We start from the raw sequence: 16,722 nt of genomic DNA, 5'->3' as shown, positions 1-16,722 counted from the left end.
CGCCCGGGACGTCGGGTACGCCCCGCGATGTGGAAGCCAGAATCTCGCTGTCCGTGAACGGTGCCCTCCGCGACGTCGTCGTGGACACGCGCACGACCCTGCTCGACGGCCTCCGCGACCGCCTGGGCATCTTCTCCCCCAAGAAGGGATGCGACCACGGGCAGTGCGGCTCGTGCACTGTGCTGGTCGACGGTCGCCGGATCGTCAGCTGCCTGTCGTTCGCGGTGGCCTATGAGGGCACCGAGATCGTGACCGCCGAGGGGCTCGGTGACGGCGACGACCTGCACGAGATGCAGGAGGCGTTCATCGACGAGGACGCCTTCCAGTGCGGCTACTGCACCCCCGGCCAGCTGTGCTCGGCGGTCGGCATGCTCGACGAGGCGAAACAGGGCCACCCGAGCCACGTCACCGAGGACCTCGACCCCGCGGCCACCGATGACGCGAACGGTCTGGCCGACGACGAGATCCGGGAACGGATGAGCGGCAACCTCTGCCGCTGCGCGGCCTACCCCAACATTCTCGCCGCGATCCGACAGGTGGCCGATCGATGATCCCGTTCACCTACGACCGCGCGACCGATGTGGCCGGCGCTGTCGCATTCCTGCGCGACCACGACGGTGCGAAGCTGATCGCCGGCGGCACCAACCTCGTCGACCACATGAAGCTCGGTGTTGCCGATCCGCCTGCCCTGCTCGACATCTCGCGCCTCCCGCTCGACGGCATCACCGAACGGCCGGACGGTTCGCTGCGTCTGGGCGGCACCGCGCGCAACGCCGACACCGCCGCCCACCCCCTGGTCCGACGCCGCTACCCGGTGCTGGCGCGCGCGCTCCTCTCGGGGGCGTCACCACAGTTGCGCAACCTCGCGACCAACGCGGGCAACCTGCTGCAACGCACGCGGTGCGTGTACTTCCGGGACGTCACGACGCCGTGCAACAAGCGGACGCCGGGCTCGGGTTGCTCGGCCATCGGAGGCTACACCCGGTACCACGCCATCCTGGGCGCGTCCGACGCCTGCGTGGCCACCCACCCGTCGGACATGGCCGTCGCCCTGACCGCACTCGACGCCCGCGTGGTGGTGCAGGGTCCCGACGGCGAGCGCGTCGTGGACATCCTCGATCTGTACCGGCTTCCGGGGGAGCATCCGGAGCGGGACACGGTCCTCGAACCGCACGACGTCATCGTGGCCATCGACGTGCCGCCACCGCCGCCCGACTCGGCGTCGACCTATCGCAAGGTCCGTGACCGCGCCTCCTACGCCTTCGCGCTCGTGTCCGTCGCCGCCGAGCTGCGCATGGACGGTGACGTGATCGGTGAGGCACGCATCGCACTCGGCGGTGTCGCCCACAAGCCCTGGCGCGCCGAACGCGCCGAATCCGTGGTGCGCGGACAGCGTCCGTCGACCGAACTCTTCGCCGCGGCAGCCGATGCCGAACTCGGCGACGCGCGCGGTCTGGACGGAAACGAATTCAAGGTGCCGCTCGCACGACGCACCCTGGTCGCCACCCTGCGGGAACTGAGCACCCGATGACCGCCATCGGCACCTCACACGCCCGGATCGACGGCGTCGACAAGGTCCGCGGCACAGCGCCGTACGCGTACGAACATCTCACCGACGCGGTGTACCTGTGGCCGATCACCGCCGCCGTCGCGCGTGGCCGCGTGACCGGATTCGACACCGCCGCAGCCGAGTCGACGTCCGGCGTCCTCCTGATCCTCACCCATGAGAACGCACCCCGGCTGGCAGACACCTCGAACGGTGACCTGACGATCCTGCAGTCACCGGAGATCGCCTACCGCGGCCAGCTCATCGGCGCCGTCGTCGCGGAGAGTCCCGAGACTGCCCGGGAGGCCGCGGCGGCCGTGATCGTGACCTACGACGACGACGATCACGACACCGAGTTCCGCGTGGACCACCCCGACAGCTACCGGCCCGAGCAGGTCAACGGCGGGTTCGAGCCGACCTCGCTGGACGGGGACCCGGATCGTGTTCTCGACGAGGCTACCGGGGGACGTGGCGAGTCCGGCGTCGTCACGATCGACGAGTGGTACTCGACGCCGGAAGAGCACAACAACCCGATGGAGCCCCACACCGTCGTGGCGACGTGGCAGCCCGCCGAGTCGACGCTGACGCTGTACGACTCGACCCAGTCGACGCAGGGCGTGGTGTCCGCGCTGGCTCCGGTGCTCGGACTCGAACCCGATCAGATGAGAGTCGTCGCGCCGCACGTGGGCGGCGGATTCGGCTCCAAGGGGTCCCCGCATTCCCACGACGTGCTGGCCGCATTCGCAGCGATGAGCCTGCCCGGGCGAGCGGTGAAATTCGCCGTGACCCGGCAGCACATGTTCGCCTATGTCGGACACCGCGCGCCCACACGATCGCGGCTGCGACTCGCCGCCGACCGCGACGGCCACCTCACCGCCCTGGTTCACGAAGCACACACGCACAGCGCGCACGTCAAGGAATTCGCCGAGCAGGCCGCGGTCACCTCCCGGTCGATGTATGCCGTCGAGAACCGCCGGACCGACCACCACGTCGTCCCGCTCGACGTTCCGGTCCCCTTCTGGATGCGCGCGCCCGGCGAGGCGCCGGGGATGTTCGCCGGCGAGGTGGCGATGGACGAACTCGCACACGCGATCGGGATCGACCCCATCGAGCTGCGCGTGCGCAACGAACCGCCCGAGGACCCCGAGACGGGCAACCCGTGGTCGTCGAGGCGGCTCCTGGACTGTCTCCGCGAGGGCGCCGACCGATTCGGCTGGGACCGGCGTTCCACCGAACCCGGGTCCCGACGCGACGGCCGGCACCTCATCGGACTGGGTGTCGCATCATCGACCTATCCCCACATGGTGCAGCCCGGGAACGAGGCGTCGATAACCCACCGGTCCGGCCGCTACTCGGTGCGGATCGCCGCCACCGACATCGGCACCGGCGCGTGGACGACGCTGCTGCTCATCGCCGCCGACGCGCTCGGGGTGCCCACCGACGTCGTCGACATCGAGATCGGCGACAGCGCTCTCCCGAGCGCGACCGTCGCCGGCGGCTCGTCGGGCACCTCGTCCTGGGGATCGGCGATCGTCACCGCCGCGCATCAGTTCCGCGCGCGATTCGGCGACGATCCGCCCGAGGGCGCCGAGCTCAGCGCGGAGGCAGCCGACAACCCCGATCTCGAGAAGTTCACGGTGGCCTCGTTCGGAGCGCACTTCGTCGAGGTCCGCGTCGACGTGGACACCGGCGAGATCCGGATCCCGCGCATGCTCGGGGTGTTCTCCATCGGGCGTGCCATCAATCCCCGCACCGTCCGCTCGCAGCTCATCGGCGGGATGACCTTCGGCATCTCGATGGCGTTGCACGAGGAGAGCGTTCGCGATCACCGCTTCGGGCACGTGGTCACCCAGGACCTCGCCGAGTACCACATCCCGGTGCACGCCGACATCGCCGACGTCGACGCGATCTGTCTCGACGACCGCGACGAGCACGCCACCCCGATGGGTTCACGCGGTGCGGGCGAGATCGGCATCGTGGGCAGCGCCGCGGCCGTGGTCAACGCGATCCACAACGCCACCGGGGTGCGGGTCCGCGATCTCCCGGTGCACTGCGACGACCTGCTCGACGGGTTGCCCGACCAGTAGTCCGTGCGGGATCAGGCTGCGCCGGGGTAGCTCGACCATCCCGGCGACGGCGACAGCGACGGCCACGGTTCGGTGGCGGCCGTCGGCAGCCAGTGCGGCATCCCCGCCGGAGTCAGTGCCGCGCAGGACTTCTGATCCGCTGTCGGGGTCGGATACAGCGCCGCGAAGTCGTAGCGGGAGGTGAACCACCCGCCGAACACATCGGCGCCCGGGGTCCGTTCACCACCGCGTGTCGCGGCCGCGGGATCGTCCCCGACCCGCCGGATGTCGATCTCGACCGGCCGCGGGGTGTCGAAGCCGACGGTCCACCCACCGGCGTGCTGCACGGATCTGTATCCGTGGCGGCACAGCACGATTCGCACCCATCCGTTGTCATCGACCCGGCGCAGCGCGCTGTAGAAGGCGGTGCCGACCTCGCGACCCGTCGACGAATCGGTGGGATAGGCCGTGACCATCTGATCGATGTTCGACGGGGCGGCCTCGACGAACCCGGGATAACCCCACCGCACGGACCGGCCGGCATTCGCGAGTTCGAAGGACTCGGTGAAGGCTCGGACGAAGGTGCCTTCGGCTGATTGCGGGTCGAGGACGCCGGTGGCGGCCCAGCGGAAGGTGGTGTCGACACCGGGCGGCAGATGCGCGTCCTCGACAAGCCGGGGCGCCGGGTCGGCGACGTCGGGACCGGCCGCGCACGCCGCGAGCCCCGTTCCCAGGACCAGCGCGGCGATGATCGCGGTGAGGCGTCGACGACGATCGTGCGCCACGGCGATCACCCGCTTCGAGAGAGTGCGGTCCGTTACCCGGCTATGTCTGCACCCTAGACATGGACGCTTGTCCCACGCGGGATCCCCGTGCACCGGAACGGCGACGAGAAGGTCTCGAAATGGGCACGCTCACCGCAGGTCAGCGTCTCTCGTCGATGTCCTCGCCAGTCGACAGATCCCCACATTCGACGGGTGTGACCGCCCGGGAGCGGAGGTAGACCTGCGCCCCGACGTCACCACCGATGTCGCGCAACGCGGGCCCGAAATGGTCGGCACCGATGTACACCGGGTGTCCCGGCCGGCCCTCGAAGACCGCTCGCGCCAACGCGGCTCGATCAGCCCCGACCGCATGGAGCAGCCGGGCGGTGATCTCTGGGCCGCTGTCCGGGGTGTCGACCACGTGCACCACCAGTCCCGCCGCATCCGGTCGTGCCATCGCCCACCGCAGGGCCGCCGCCACCGAGGCGCCGACACCGTCGGTCCAGTCCTCGACGACCAGCGCACCGGCGCCCGGGGGCGGTTCGACGACCGCCGCTCCCATGGCGACCGCCACCTCCGCGCATCCGCCGTCGCGCAGCGTCGCGACCGCGTGTCCGAGCCACCGACCGTCGTCCGCCAGGATCTTCGGCATCCCGTACCGGGTGCCCGCGCCGGCGGCGAGCACCACACCGAGCACCCGACCCGGCGATCGCTGAGCTCGTCGGGGCGCGGCGGCGTCGGTCATCGCTCCATCTTCCACGCGACGGCCACGCGCGCCTCCTAGGCTGGGCAGCATGATTCTCGACGAGATGGACGATGCCGAGGTCCGGGCGGCGTTGCGGTCGTGCTGCGCCTCGACGGCCTGGATCGAGCGCATGATGCGCGCGCGGCCGTTTCACGATGTACCCGCACTGCTCGACTCCGCCGACCGCACGTTGGCGGAGCTCTCCGAAGACGACGTCGACGAGGCGCTCGCGGGGCACCCCCGGATCGGGGACCGGCCGGACAACGCCTCGTCGGCGCGAGAGCAGGCCGGCGTCGCGAGTTCGGCGGCGTCGGTGCTCGCCGACCTGAGGAAGGGCAACGCGGCCTACGAGGAGCGGTTCGGGCACGTGTACCTGGTCTTCGCGAACGGTCGTCCCGCCGACGAGCTCCTCGCCCTCCTCCACCAGCGGATGACCAACGACGCCGCCACCGAACGGCGTGTCCTGCGCGAGGAGTTGGCGAAGATCAATCGCGCTCGCCTGCTCCGTATGCTGTCGACCGAGCGCACCGCCGACGAAGGGATCCCGAGATGACCGGTCTGTCCACACATGTCCTCGACGCGGTGTCCGGGGCACCAGCGGTCGGCATCGAGGTGTCGCTCCAGGACGCGTCGGGAACCCAATTGTCCACGGGTACGACCGATTCGGACGGTCGCATCACGACGGTGAACACCGAACCCCTCGTCCCGGGGATCTACCACCTCGTCTTCGACACCGGTAACTGGTTCGCCGACAACGACATCAAGGGTTTCTATCCCGAGATCGACGTCTGTTTCGAGATCGACGACCCCGGGCGCCACCATCACGTGCCGATCCTGTTGAGCCCCTTCGCCTATTCGACCTATCGGGGAAGCTGACCGGCGGCGGGGCACCCGCCCCGCCGCCGCAGCCTCAGCGGATCTCGATCAGCAGATCCCCCGGCGCGACCTGGGTGACCTGCCCGATCGCCAGGCGGGCGACCTTGCCCGCGACCGGTGCGGTGATCGCCGCCTCCATCTTCATCGCCTCGATGGTGCCGATCGTCGCACCGACCGCCACCTCGTCGCCGACGTCCACCGACAGCGACACCACACCGGCGAACGGTGCACCCACGTGGTGCGGATCGGACCGGTCCGCCTTCTCCGCCGACGCGACCGCCGAGTCGATGGCGTGGTCGCGTACCGCGATCGGGCGCAATTGCCCGTTCAGGACGCACATGACGGTCCGCATGCCCTGCTCGTCCGGTTCGCTGATCGCTTCGAGTCCGATGAGGAGTTCGACGCCGGGTTCGAGTTCGACGCGGTGTTCCTCGCCGTACCGCAGGCCGTAGAAGAACTGGTTGGCCGACAGCGTCGAGGTGTTGCCGTACGTCTCGTAGTGTTCCTCGAATTCGCGTGCGGGGCCGGGGAACAGCAGGTGGTTGAGCCGGACCTGACGGTCGCGTCCCGGCTTGTCGAGGATGGCCTCGTCGTCCGCGGAGAGTTCGGTGACCTCGGGCGCCGGCGCCCGGCCCTGCAGCGCCAGGGTGCGCAGCGGCTCGGGCCAGCCACCGGGCGGATCACCCAGTTCGCCGCGCAGGAAGCCGATGACCGAATCCGGGATGTCGTACGACGCCGGGTCGGCCGCGAAGTCCGAGGCGGTGATACCGCGACCGACCAGGGCGAGCGCGAGATCGCCGACGACCTTCGACGACGGGGTCACCTTGACCAGCCGGCCCAGCATCGAATCGGCTGCGGCATAGGCCTGCTCGACCGCCTCGAAGCGGTTGCCCAGGCCGAGTGAGATGGCCTGCTGGCGCAGGTTCGACAGCTGCCCGCCGGGGATCTCGTGCGAGTAGACGCGGCCGGTCGGCGCCGGGAGGCCGGACTCGAACGGCGAGTACACCTTTCGCAGTGCCTCCCAGTACGGCTCGAGATCGCACACCCGCGCGAGGTCGAGACCGCTGTCCCGCTCGGTGTGGGCGGTCGCGGCGACGATCGCCGACAGCGGCGGCTGGCTCGTGGTCCCGGCCAGAGCGGCACTCGCACCGTCGACGGCGTCGGCACCCGCCTGCCACGCGGCCATGTAGGTCGCGAGCTGCCCACCGGGGGTGTCGTGGGTGTGCACGTGGATCGGCAGGTCGAACTCGCGTCGCAGCGCGGTCACCAGGGTGGTCGCGGCGGGAGCACGGAGCAGACCAGCCATGTCCTTGATCGCCAGGACGTGGGCGCCCGCCGCCACGATCTGCTCGGCCAGGCGCAGGTAGTAGTCGAGCGTGTACAGGTCCTCGGCCGGGTCGGACAGGTCGCCGGTGTAGCTCATCGCGACTTCGGCGACCGCCGTACCGGTCTCGCGGACCGCATCGATCGCGGGTCGCATGGCGTCGATGTTGTTGAGCGCGTCGAAGATGCGGAAGATGTCGATGCCGACGTCGGTCGCCTCGGAGACGAACGCGGTCGTCACCTTGGTGGGGTATGGGGTGTATCCGACGGTGTTGGCCCCGCGGAGCAGCATCTGCAGGCAGATGTTGGGGATGGCTTCCCGCAACTGGGCCAGCCGATCCCAGGGGTCTTCCTTCAGGAAGCGAAGTGCCACATCGTAGGTCGCACCGCCCCAGCATTCGACCGAGAGCAGTTCGGGGGTCAGTGCCGCCACGTACGGTGCGACGTTGAGCAGCCCGTTGGTGCGCACGCGCGTCGCGAGCAGCGATTGGTGTGCGTCGCGGAACGTCGTGTCGGTGATGCCCAGGCGCGGGTTCTCCCGCAGGTCGCGCGCGAAGCCCTCCGGCCCCAGCTCCAGCAGTCGCTGCCGCGATCCGTTCGCGGGCGAAGCCAACACCGAGCGCTCGACGGTGGGCAGCTTGTCGCGCGGGTACACCGTGGTGGGCCGCTCGCCGTGCGGCTTGTTCACCGTGACGTCGGCCAGGTACGAGAGGATCTTGGTACCGCGGTCGGCCGACGAGCGCGACGTCAGCAGCTCGGGACGCTCGTCGATGAACGAGGTGGTGACGCGTCCCGCGCGGAAGTCCGGGTCGTCGAGGACCGCCTGCAGGAACGGGATGTTCGTCGCGACGCCGCGGATGCGGAACTCGGCCACCGCGCGCCGCGCCCGACGCATCGCGGTCGGGAAATCCCTACCGCGACAGGTCAGTTTGACCAGCATCGAGTCGAAGTGACCACTGACCTCGGCACCCAGGGTGGCGCCGCCGTCCAGCCGCACCCCCGCGCCGCCCGGGCTGCGGTACGCGGTGATGCGCCCGACGTCGGGCCGGAACCCGTTCGCCGGGTCCTCGGTGGTGATGCGGCACTGCAGGGCGGCTCCGCGGATGCGGATCACGTCCTGACTCAGGCCGAGGTCCGCGAGCGACTCGCCCGCGGCGATCCGCAGCTGCGAACTCACGAGGTCGACGTCGGTGATCTCCTCGGTGACGGTGTGTTCGACCTGGATGCGCGGGTTCATCTCGATGAACACGTGCCGACCCTGCTCGTCGAGGAGGAACTCGACGGTGCCCGCACAGGAGTAACCGATGTGGCGCGCGAAGGCGACGGCATCGGCGCAGATCCTCTCGCGCAACTCGTCGGAGAGATTCGGGGCGGGAGCCAGCTCGATCACCTTCTGGTGCCGGCGCTGGAGGCTGCAGTCGCGCTCGTAGAGATGGATGACGTTGCCGTGGGTGTCGGCGAGGATCTGGACCTCGATGTGGCGCGGGTTGACCACCGCCTGCTCGAGGAACACCGTCGCATCGCCGAACGCGGCCTCGGCCTCGCGCGACGCGGCGGCGATGGCCTCGGCGAGATCGGCACGCTCGTCGACGCGGCGCATCCCGCGCCCGCCGCCACCCGCGACCGCCTTCACGAACACCGGGAACTGCATGTCCTGCGCCGCGGCGAGCAGTTCGTCGAGATCCGACGACGGCTCCGAGCTCGCGAGAACGGGGATGCCCGCCGCCTTCGCCGCGGCCACCGCGGTCGCCTTGTTGCCGGTCATCTCCAGGATGTCGGCGCTCGGGCCCACGAAGGTGATGCCCGCCTCCGCGCACGCCGCGGCCAGACCCTGGTTCTCCGACAGGAATCCGTAACCGGGGTAGATCGCGTCGGCACCACAGCGAACCGCTGCGCTGACGACCTCGTCGACCGACAGGTAGGCCCGCACCGGATGTCCCGGCACCCCGATCTGATAGGACTCGTCGGCCTTCAACCGGTGCACGGAGTTGCGATCCTCGTACGGGAAGATCGCGACTGTGCGCGCCCCCAGTTCGTAGGCGGCGCGGAATGCGCGGATGGCGATCTCGCCGCGGTTGGCGACCAGAACCTTGTCGAACATCGTGGTGTTCTCTTTCTCTCACGCCTGCGCCGGTCCGGCGCGTGCTCAGCGACTCGCACAATCGCGGTGGAGATCGCGCGAACAAACCCCCCGACGGACACGGTTCGACGCAGGTGCCCCCGACGACGCCGACCCGTTTTCCACGGGCAGTTCACGTCGTGATCCTACTCACCGAGACCGGCCGACCGGCCACCCCCTCACACTGTCTACGACGCCTTCGGAAAGGGCGCGCGCCACCGCATTCCGGATCGTCCGAAACGTTCCGACGCAGGGGTGCGGCGACCCCGTCACCGGGGGCGAAAACAATTGCCGCGCAATGTACGTGGCACTCATTGCGACAGTGTTGAGAAATACTCTCCAGTGCCGTTCGGCAATGAGAGATCCGGTGCCGCGGTAATTCGGGAATGCCGATCGAGCGCTCCGTCGGAATGCCGATCGATCGTTCCGTCCGAGCATGCTTTGGCCGCAACCGGCGGTCGGGATTAGCGTCGTTCCGACCACTCGACAGAAAGGCGCGCTCGTGGGCTTCACCCGTTACGTCGCATTGGGCGATTCGTTCACCGAAGGCGTCGGCGATCCGGATCCGACCCGACCCAACGGTGTGCGGGGATGGGCCGACCGCGTCGCCGAACGGCTCGCCGCATCAGCAGACGGCGGGGAGTTCACGTATGCCAACCTCGCCATCCGCGGCCGGCTGCTCGACCAGGTGATCGCCGAACAGGTGGGCCCGGCCATCGAACTCGACCCCGACCTCGTCACCATCTACGCCGGCGGAAACGACCTCATGCGTCCGTCCCTCGACGTCGACGCGATGATCGCGCGCTACGACCGAGCACTCGGCGACCTCGCCGCGACCGGCGCCACCGTCGTCGTCTTCACCGCCTACGACACCGGATGGGCTCCGGTCTTCCGGATGCTTCGCGGGCGCGTCGCGATCTACAACGAACTCGTCCGCGCCGTGGCCGAGCATCACGGCGCACTGATCTGCGATTTCTGGCGGATGCCGGGGTATGACGACTACCGCATGTGGGACAACGACCGCCTGCACATGTCGCCGCTCGGACACGCACACATGTCCGGCCGGGTCCTCGACCTGCTCGGGGTCGACCACGATCTCACGCCGGCGACCCTCGCCGCCGCCGCGGTCGCGACCCGGCGGGAGCAACGACGCCAGAATGCGGAATGGGCGCGGACCTTCCTCGGGCCATGGGTGATGCGCCGTATCCGCGGCGTCTCGTCGGGTGACGGACTCACCCCGCGATGGCCGCACCCCGTCGGCGCCGCCGAGCTCGGGTAGTCCGCTCGCCTGGCCGGTCCGGCCCGCTCCGGCGGACGCGAACGTTTGCGTCGGTGACCCGCGCGATATCCTGATCGTTCGGAGGTGTGAACAATCGATGATCGGAACCAGCGGGATGACGGCGTGACCAGCCGCACCGACGCCGACGGAACGACGGACAGTACCCCGGATCTCCCGCCCCCCGATCACGCCGCCGAGAAACCCCACCCCCGACTGGCGGTCGCGGTGCTCTGCCTCGCCGGGATCGTCGTGGCGCTGATGCAGACCATCATCGTCCCGCTGATCCCCCAACTCCCCGCGCTGTTGCACGCCGACGCCTCCGACACCACGTGGGCGATCACCATCACCCTGCTGCTCGGGGCGGTCGCGACACCGATCGGCGGGCGGATCGGCGACATGTACGGCAAACGCCTCGCCATCCTGGTCAGTCTCGGGTTCGTCGCCGTCGGATCCGTCGCGTGTGCCGTCGCGACATCCCTCCCGCTGTTCATCATCGGCCGCGGGCTGCAGGGTCTCGGCTTCGGCATCGTCGCGCTCGGGATCAGCGTGATGCGCGACATCGTCCCGCCCCGCCACCTCGGCTCGTCGGTGGGAACCATGAGCGCCTCGCTCGGTATCGGCGGTGCACTCGGCCTACCGGTCGCCGCCCTCATCGCCCAACACGTGAGCTGGCACGCCCTGTTCTGGTCGTGTGCGGGCGCCGCCACCCTGGCCGGTGTCGGTGTGGCCCTCACGGTGCGCTCGACCGCCAAGCCCTCCGGTGGCCGGTTCGACGCCCTCGGCGCACTCGGCCTGACCGTGCTGCTCGTCTGCTTGCTGCTGCCGCTGTCGAAGGGCGCCGAGTGGGGCTGGTCCCACCCACTCACGCTCGGCCTGTTCGCCGGCTTCGTGGTGTCCACGAGCGTGTGGGTTTTCGTCGAGCTCCGTCGCGCCAGTCCGCTGATCGATCTCCGCATCCTGGCCAAGCGCCCCCTGCTGCTGACGAATCTGGCCTCGATCGCCACCGGGTTCGCCTTCTACGCCATGCAACTCATCCCGATCCAGCTGCTGATGGCCCCGACGAACAGCCCGGACGGCTTCGGGTACGACATGGTCCACGCGAGTCTGATCCTCGCGCCCAGCGGACTGGTCATGTTCGTGTTCTCGCACATCAGCGGCCGCATCAACGCCGTCTTCGGCGCGCGGATCTCGCTCGCCCTGGGCGCGGTCATCATCGGCATCGGCTACGTGATCTTCATCGTCGGGATCGCCGGCCCATGGGATCTGACGTGGATTCACATGCTCGTGATCGCCTGCTGCATCGGCGCGGGCCTCGGCATCGCCTACTCCGCGATGCCGGCCCTGATCATGCAATCGGTCAGTGTGGAGCAGACCGGTGAGTCCAATGGTGTCAACGCACTCATGCGGATCGTCGGGACCTCGACCGCCGCCGCGGCGGTCGGCATGCTGCTCACCTGGTCGATGATCTCGGTTCCCGTCGCCGACGGGACCTCGATCGGGGTCCCGACCGCCGAGGGGTATCTGTGGGCCTCCGGCATCGCCCTCGTGATGAGCGTGATCGCCGCGGTGGTCGCCTTCGCGATTCCTGCGCACGGACGCAGCACCGAAACCCCGGTCTGACGCGACGGCGAGGACTCGGAACCGGCCCGCCGGCCACGAGATGCGGACCGCACCGGATGCACGTAGCGTGACGCCGTGCTTCTTTCGACGTCGATCTCTGCGATCCGCTCCGGCGGGCGCATCGGCCTCGTACGGTGGGAGCCACTCACCGCTGCACCCCGCCTCCTCGACAAGGCACGCTGATGGACCTCACCGCCGTCTCCCACTACCGGTTCGCGCGCGTCCGCGACGAGGCGTTCCCCGGTCCCGGTGAACAGATCGTCGCCGGTGGCACGTGGGTGTTCTCCGAGCCACAGCCGGCGACCACCGGACTGGTCGACCTGAGCGAGATGGATTGGGCACCTGTCGAAAACCTGCCCGGAGGCGGCCTCCGGATCGCGGCCACCTGCACGATCGCCGAGCTCGCCGCGATCCCGCCGCGCCCCGGCTTCGAGGCCCAACCCATGTTCGCGCAGTGCGCGAACGCGCTGCTGGCGTCGTTCAAGATCTGGAACATGGCCACGGTCGGCGGCAACATCTGCCGGTCATTCGCCGCGGCGTCGATGGTCTCCCTCGCGGTCGGACTCGATGCGACCGCGCACGTGTGGACACCCGACGGCACCGACCGCGACCTGCCCGTCGCCGAGCTGGTCATCGGGAACGGGATCAATCTGCTCGGACCGGGAGAAGTACTGCGCGCCATCGATTTCCCTGGTCATGCGTTGCGTGCGCGGACCGCGGTGCGCAAGATCGCTCTCGCCGAACTCGGCCGCTCGGGGGCCGTGGTGACCGGCCGGGTCGACGACGACGGCGCCGCCACCTTCGGGATCACCGCAGCCACCGAATGGCCGACGGTCCTGCGCTACCCCGTGGTGCCGACCCGCGACGCGCTCCACGACGACATCGTTGCGGCCAGCGGCTATTACACCGATCCGCTGGGCTCGGCCGACTGGCGCCGCGGGGTCTCGGCCGTCCTGGGCGAGGAGATCCGAGCGGAACTGGCCCGGCGGACGCCGGTGACCGACGAGGGATTCGGAGCCGACGGATGAGGTTCGAGGTCAACGGCGAGCAACTCGACGCCGAACCCGCCGCGGGACAATGCCTCCGAATGTTGTTGCGCGAGCACGCCCATTACGAGGTCAAGAAGGGTTGCGACGCCGGGGACTGCGGGGCGTGCTCGGTGCTCGTCGACGGAGAACCCGTGCACTCCTGCATCTTTCCCGCTCATCGCGCCGCCGGGAAGTCGGTCACGACGGTCTCCGGCCTCGGTACCCCGGACGACCTGCACCCCGTCCAGCAGTCGTTCGTCGACAACTTCGGGTTCCAGTGCGGGTTCTGCACCGCCGGGATGATCGTGACGGCCTCCACCGTCACCGCCGACCATCTTCCCGACCTGCCGCGCCGGATGAAGGGAAACCTGTGCCGCTGCACCGGTTATCGCTCCATCCGGGATGCGATCACCGCGGTCGTCGCGCCCGTCGACGCCCCGACCGCGGCGCCTTCGGCCACCGGACCACGCCCCCTCGTCGGCAGTTCGGTCAACCCGATCGCGGCTCGACGGGTGGTGACCGGCACCGAGCCGTACACCTTCGACGTCCCGACGCCCGGGACGTTGCACATCCACGTGCTCGGGTCGCCGCACGCACACGCACGGATCACCGCCATCGACACCACCGACGCGGCCGCGCTCCCGGGCGTCGAACTGATCCTCACCCACGAGAACGTCTCGACCGCCAGGTTTTCCACGGGTCGGCACGAGAATCGCCTCGAGGACCCGGATGACACACTCGTCTTCGACCCGGTCGTGCGGTTCGTCGGCCAACGGGTCGCGGCGGTGGTGGCGTCGTCCCCGGCCGTCGCCGACCAGGCGCTGGCGCTCATCGACGTCACCTACGAGGTGCTCCCGGCGGTGTTCGACCCGGAGGAGGCCCGAACACCCGGGGCGCCGCTGCTCCACCCCGATCGCACGCCCGCCGACCGGGTCGCCGAGGCCGACCGTAACGTCGTCGCCACCTTCCACGAGGGTTTCGGCGGCGACATCGACGACGCCCTCGCCGCGTCGTCGGCAACCGTGCACGGAACCTGGTCCAGCGGACGGGTTTCGCACGCCCAGCTCGAGACACACGGCTCGATCGGGTGGCTCGACGAGCACGGACGCCTCGTCATCCGGACCAGTACGCAGGTCCCGTTCCTCGTCCGCAACGAGCTCGCGCTCCTCGTCGACCTGCCACCCGAGCGCATCCGGGTCTTCAGCGCCCGCGTGGGCGGCGGGTTCGGCGGCAAACAGGAGATGCTGACCGAGGACCTCGTCGCCCTCGCCGTACTCCGCACGGGCAAACCCTGCGCCTACGAGATGACGCGCACCGACGAGCTGACCCGAACCACCTACCGGCATCCGATGCGGGTCACCGTCGACGTCGGCGCCGACGAGGACGGCCGGCTGACGGGCCTGCGGGTGAACCTGTTGTCGGACACCGGCGCCTACGGCAACCACGCGATCGGCGTGATGTTCCACGCCTGCGCCGAATCGGTGTCGGTGTACAACTGCCCGGTCAAGCGGCTCGACGCCGAGGTCGTCTACACCAACAACCCGCCCTCGGGCGCGTTCCGCGGTTACGGCCTCGGCCAGGTGGTCTTCGCCGTGGAGAGCGCGATGGACGAACTCGCGATCGAACTCGGCATCGACCCGTTCGAGTTCCGGCGTCGCAACGCCGTCGCCGACGGCGACCCACTCCTCATCGCACGCGCCGAGCCCGAGGTCGACCTGGTCTACGGCAGCTACGGACTGGACCAGTGTCTCGACCTCGCCGAGCGGGCAATGCGCAGCGGCAACGGGGTCGAGGCACCGCCGGGCGAACGATGGCGCGTGGGTGAGGGCATGGCCATCGCCGCGATCGCCACCATGGCCCCGCGCGGGCACTTCGCCGACGTCACCGTCGCGGTCGACGCCGCGGGCACCTACCACGTGGGGGTCGGGACCGCCGAGTTCGGCAACGGCACCACCACCGTGCACGCCCAGATCGTCGCCACCGCCCTGTCGACCGGGCTGGATCGCGTCTCGCTGTGGCACGGCGACACCGATGCCGTCACCCACGACACCGGGGCCTTCGCCTCGGCCGGCACGACGGTCGCCGGAAAGGCCGTGTACTCGGCCTGTCTCGCGCTGCGCGACGCCCTCGTCGACGCTGCCGCGCGCCTCACCGGCTCCGAACCCACAGCGATCGGACTCGTCGCCGACGGCGCACTCGTCGACGGCCGGGTCGTCGGGTTCGCCGACCTCATCGGTGCCGTCGATCCGTCGAACCGGGTCGACCACCCGGGCGGCCCGCGCGCCGTCGCCGCGGGCGCCGAACGCGGTGAGATGAGATCCATCGCGTTCAACGTGCAGGCGTTCCGCGTCGCGGTCGACACCGAGACCGGCACCGTGCGCATCCTGCAATCGGTCCATGCGGCCGACGCCGGCACCGTGATGAACCCCGAGCAGTGCCGGGGACAGGTCGAAGGCGGTGTCGCACAGGGAATCGGGACCGCCCTGTACGAAGAGATCATGATCGACGACCACGGGCGGCCACTGACGAACGTCTTCCGGGTCTACCGCGTGCCGCAGATGGCCGACGTCCCCGTCACGGAGGTCTATTTCGCCGACACCAGCGACGAACTGGGTCCGTTCGGCGCCAAGTCGATGAGCGAGTCACCGTACAACCCGGTTGCGCCGGCACTCGCCAACGCGATCCGACGGGCGCTGGGCGTCAGGCCTTGTGAGACGCCGATGTCGCGAGACCGGATCTGGCGGCTCACCCGGTCGGAGTGAACTCGATTCGTTAGCACCGCGTAACACTCTGCGCGACAACCACATCGGGCCGCGGCGCGGTGGTCACAAATCTGCGCCCACTCTCGCCTATTGCTTGCGGCGGCGGAACTTCGGGCGGAAACTCCTGCTTGTCAGAGTTGTCCAGAGAAGGGCGTCGCCATGACTCACACCGCACCCACCAACGAGAACCACGGTCCATCCGTCAAGCAGGGCATCGCCGCGGGGACATCCGTCGGCGCCGCGATCATCCTGACCGTCCTCGGTGTCATCCAGCTCGCCCAGGGTATTGCCGCCGTCGCCGAGGACGAGGTCTTCGTCCGCGGCCTCGAGTACGTCTACAAGCTCAACTTCACCACCTGGGGTTGGATTCACATCGCGCTCGGCGTCGTGATGGTCATCGTCGGTATCGCACTCATGAACGGCGCGACCTGGGCGCGGTTCACCGCGATCGTGATCGCGGGCCTGTCGATCATCGCCAACTTCCTGTGGTTGCCCTACTACCCGTGGTGGTCGATCCTGATCATCGCCCTCGACATCGTGGTCATCTGGGCCGTGTCCACCTGGCACCCGAAGGCCGAGTACCGGTAGGGGGCC

The 16,722-nt window shown here is 69.4% G+C and carries 13 protein-coding genes; 10 read left to right on the top strand and 3 right to left on the bottom strand.

Features of this window, described 5'->3' with window-relative positions; all coding sequences use genetic code 11:
* Positions 1-29 precede the first annotated feature (29 nt).
* Genes ABIC25_RS04775 through ABIC25_RS04765 form a run of 3 tightly spaced genes read left to right on the top strand, consistent with a single transcriptional unit; the run spans position 30 to position 3,633 of the window.
* Entirely contained in the window at positions 30-551 is a 522-nt protein-coding gene (locus ABIC25_RS04775) for a 2Fe-2S iron-sulfur cluster-binding protein (RefSeq protein WP_004021638.1), read from the top strand.
* Entirely contained in the window at positions 548-1,531 is a 984-nt protein-coding gene (locus ABIC25_RS04770; protein WP_354560210.1) for an FAD binding domain-containing protein, read from the top strand. The genes ABIC25_RS04775 and ABIC25_RS04770 overlap by 4 nt, the downstream gene beginning before the upstream one ends.
* Entirely contained in the window at positions 1,528-3,633 is a 2,106-nt protein-coding gene (locus tag ABIC25_RS04765; RefSeq protein WP_354560208.1) for a xanthine dehydrogenase family protein molybdopterin-binding subunit, read from the top strand. The genes ABIC25_RS04770 and ABIC25_RS04765 overlap by 4 nt, the downstream gene beginning before the upstream one ends.
* An 11-nt stretch (positions 3,634-3,644) precedes the next feature.
* Here ABIC25_RS04765 and ABIC25_RS04760 read toward each other — a convergent pair whose 3' ends face one another.
* Both ABIC25_RS04760 and ABIC25_RS04755 read right to left on the bottom strand, forming a co-directional pair.
* Positions 3,645-4,406, bottom strand: coding sequence for a hypothetical protein (locus ABIC25_RS04760; RefSeq protein WP_354560206.1), 762 nt, complete (start codon positions 4,404-4,406; stop codon positions 3,645-3,647).
* Between the two features lie 130 nt (positions 4,407-4,536).
* Complete coding sequence (locus ABIC25_RS04755; RefSeq protein WP_354560204.1) at positions 4,537-5,121, bottom strand: nucleotidyltransferase family protein; 585 nt, start codon at positions 5,119-5,121, stop codon at positions 4,537-4,539.
* 49 nt (positions 5,122-5,170) lie between these two features.
* Between ABIC25_RS04755 and uraD the strand changes: the two genes are divergently transcribed.
* Positions 5,171-5,674: a 2-oxo-4-hydroxy-4-carboxy-5-ureidoimidazoline decarboxylase gene (uraD, locus tag ABIC25_RS04750; protein ID WP_004021643.1), complete on the top strand. Its 504-nt coding sequence runs from the start codon at positions 5,171-5,173 to the stop codon at positions 5,672-5,674.
* A complete protein-coding gene (uraH, locus tag ABIC25_RS04745; RefSeq protein ID WP_101819061.1) occupies positions 5,671-5,997 on the top strand; it encodes a hydroxyisourate hydrolase in 327 nt (108 codons plus the stop codon). The genes uraD and uraH overlap by 4 nt, the downstream gene beginning before the upstream one ends.
* A 34-nt stretch (positions 5,998-6,031) precedes the next feature.
* Here uraH and ABIC25_RS04740 read toward each other — a convergent pair whose 3' ends face one another.
* Complete coding sequence (locus ABIC25_RS04740; RefSeq protein ID WP_354560202.1) at positions 6,032-9,421, bottom strand: pyruvate carboxylase; 3,390 nt, start codon at positions 9,419-9,421, stop codon at positions 6,032-6,034.
* A gap of 520 nt (positions 9,422-9,941) precedes the next feature.
* Here ABIC25_RS04740 and ABIC25_RS04735 point away from each other — a divergent pair.
* From ABIC25_RS04735 to ABIC25_RS04715, 5 genes are all read left to right on the top strand, one after another.
* Positions 9,942-10,718 (top strand): SGNH/GDSL hydrolase family protein, encoded by a 777-nt coding sequence (locus ABIC25_RS04735; RefSeq protein WP_101819260.1) that lies wholly within the window; start codon positions 9,942-9,944, stop codon positions 10,716-10,718.
* A gap of 123 nt (positions 10,719-10,841) precedes the next feature.
* The gene (locus tag ABIC25_RS04730) at positions 10,842-12,338 is read left to right on the top strand and encodes an MFS transporter (protein ID WP_064571585.1); all 1,497 of its coding nucleotides are present in this window, start codon (positions 10,842-10,844) and stop codon (positions 12,336-12,338) included.
* Between the two features lie 182 nt (positions 12,339-12,520).
* Complete coding sequence (locus ABIC25_RS04725; RefSeq protein WP_004021648.1) at positions 12,521-13,366, top strand: FAD binding domain-containing protein; 846 nt, start codon at positions 12,521-12,523, stop codon at positions 13,364-13,366.
* Positions 13,363-16,128, top strand: a complete 2,766-nt coding sequence (locus tag ABIC25_RS04720) for a molybdopterin-dependent oxidoreductase (RefSeq protein WP_354560200.1) — start codon at positions 13,363-13,365, stop codon at positions 16,126-16,128. The genes ABIC25_RS04725 and ABIC25_RS04720 overlap by 4 nt, the downstream gene beginning before the upstream one ends.
* 159 nt (positions 16,129-16,287) lie before the next feature.
* Positions 16,288-16,716 carry a DUF7144 family membrane protein gene (locus tag ABIC25_RS04715; protein WP_354560199.1) on the top strand — a complete coding sequence of 143 codons (429 nt, stop codon included), beginning with the start codon at positions 16,288-16,290 and terminating at the stop codon, positions 16,714-16,716.
* Positions 16,717-16,722 lie beyond the last annotated feature (6 nt).

Source organism: Gordonia sp. PvP123, from assembly GCF_040547295.1.
GTDB lineage: Bacteria > Actinomycetota > Actinomycetes > Mycobacteriales > Mycobacteriaceae > Gordonia > Gordonia terrae.
The sequence above is the reverse complement of the archived record's forward strand: the minus strand, read 5'-3'. Positions and strand labels throughout refer to the sequence as shown.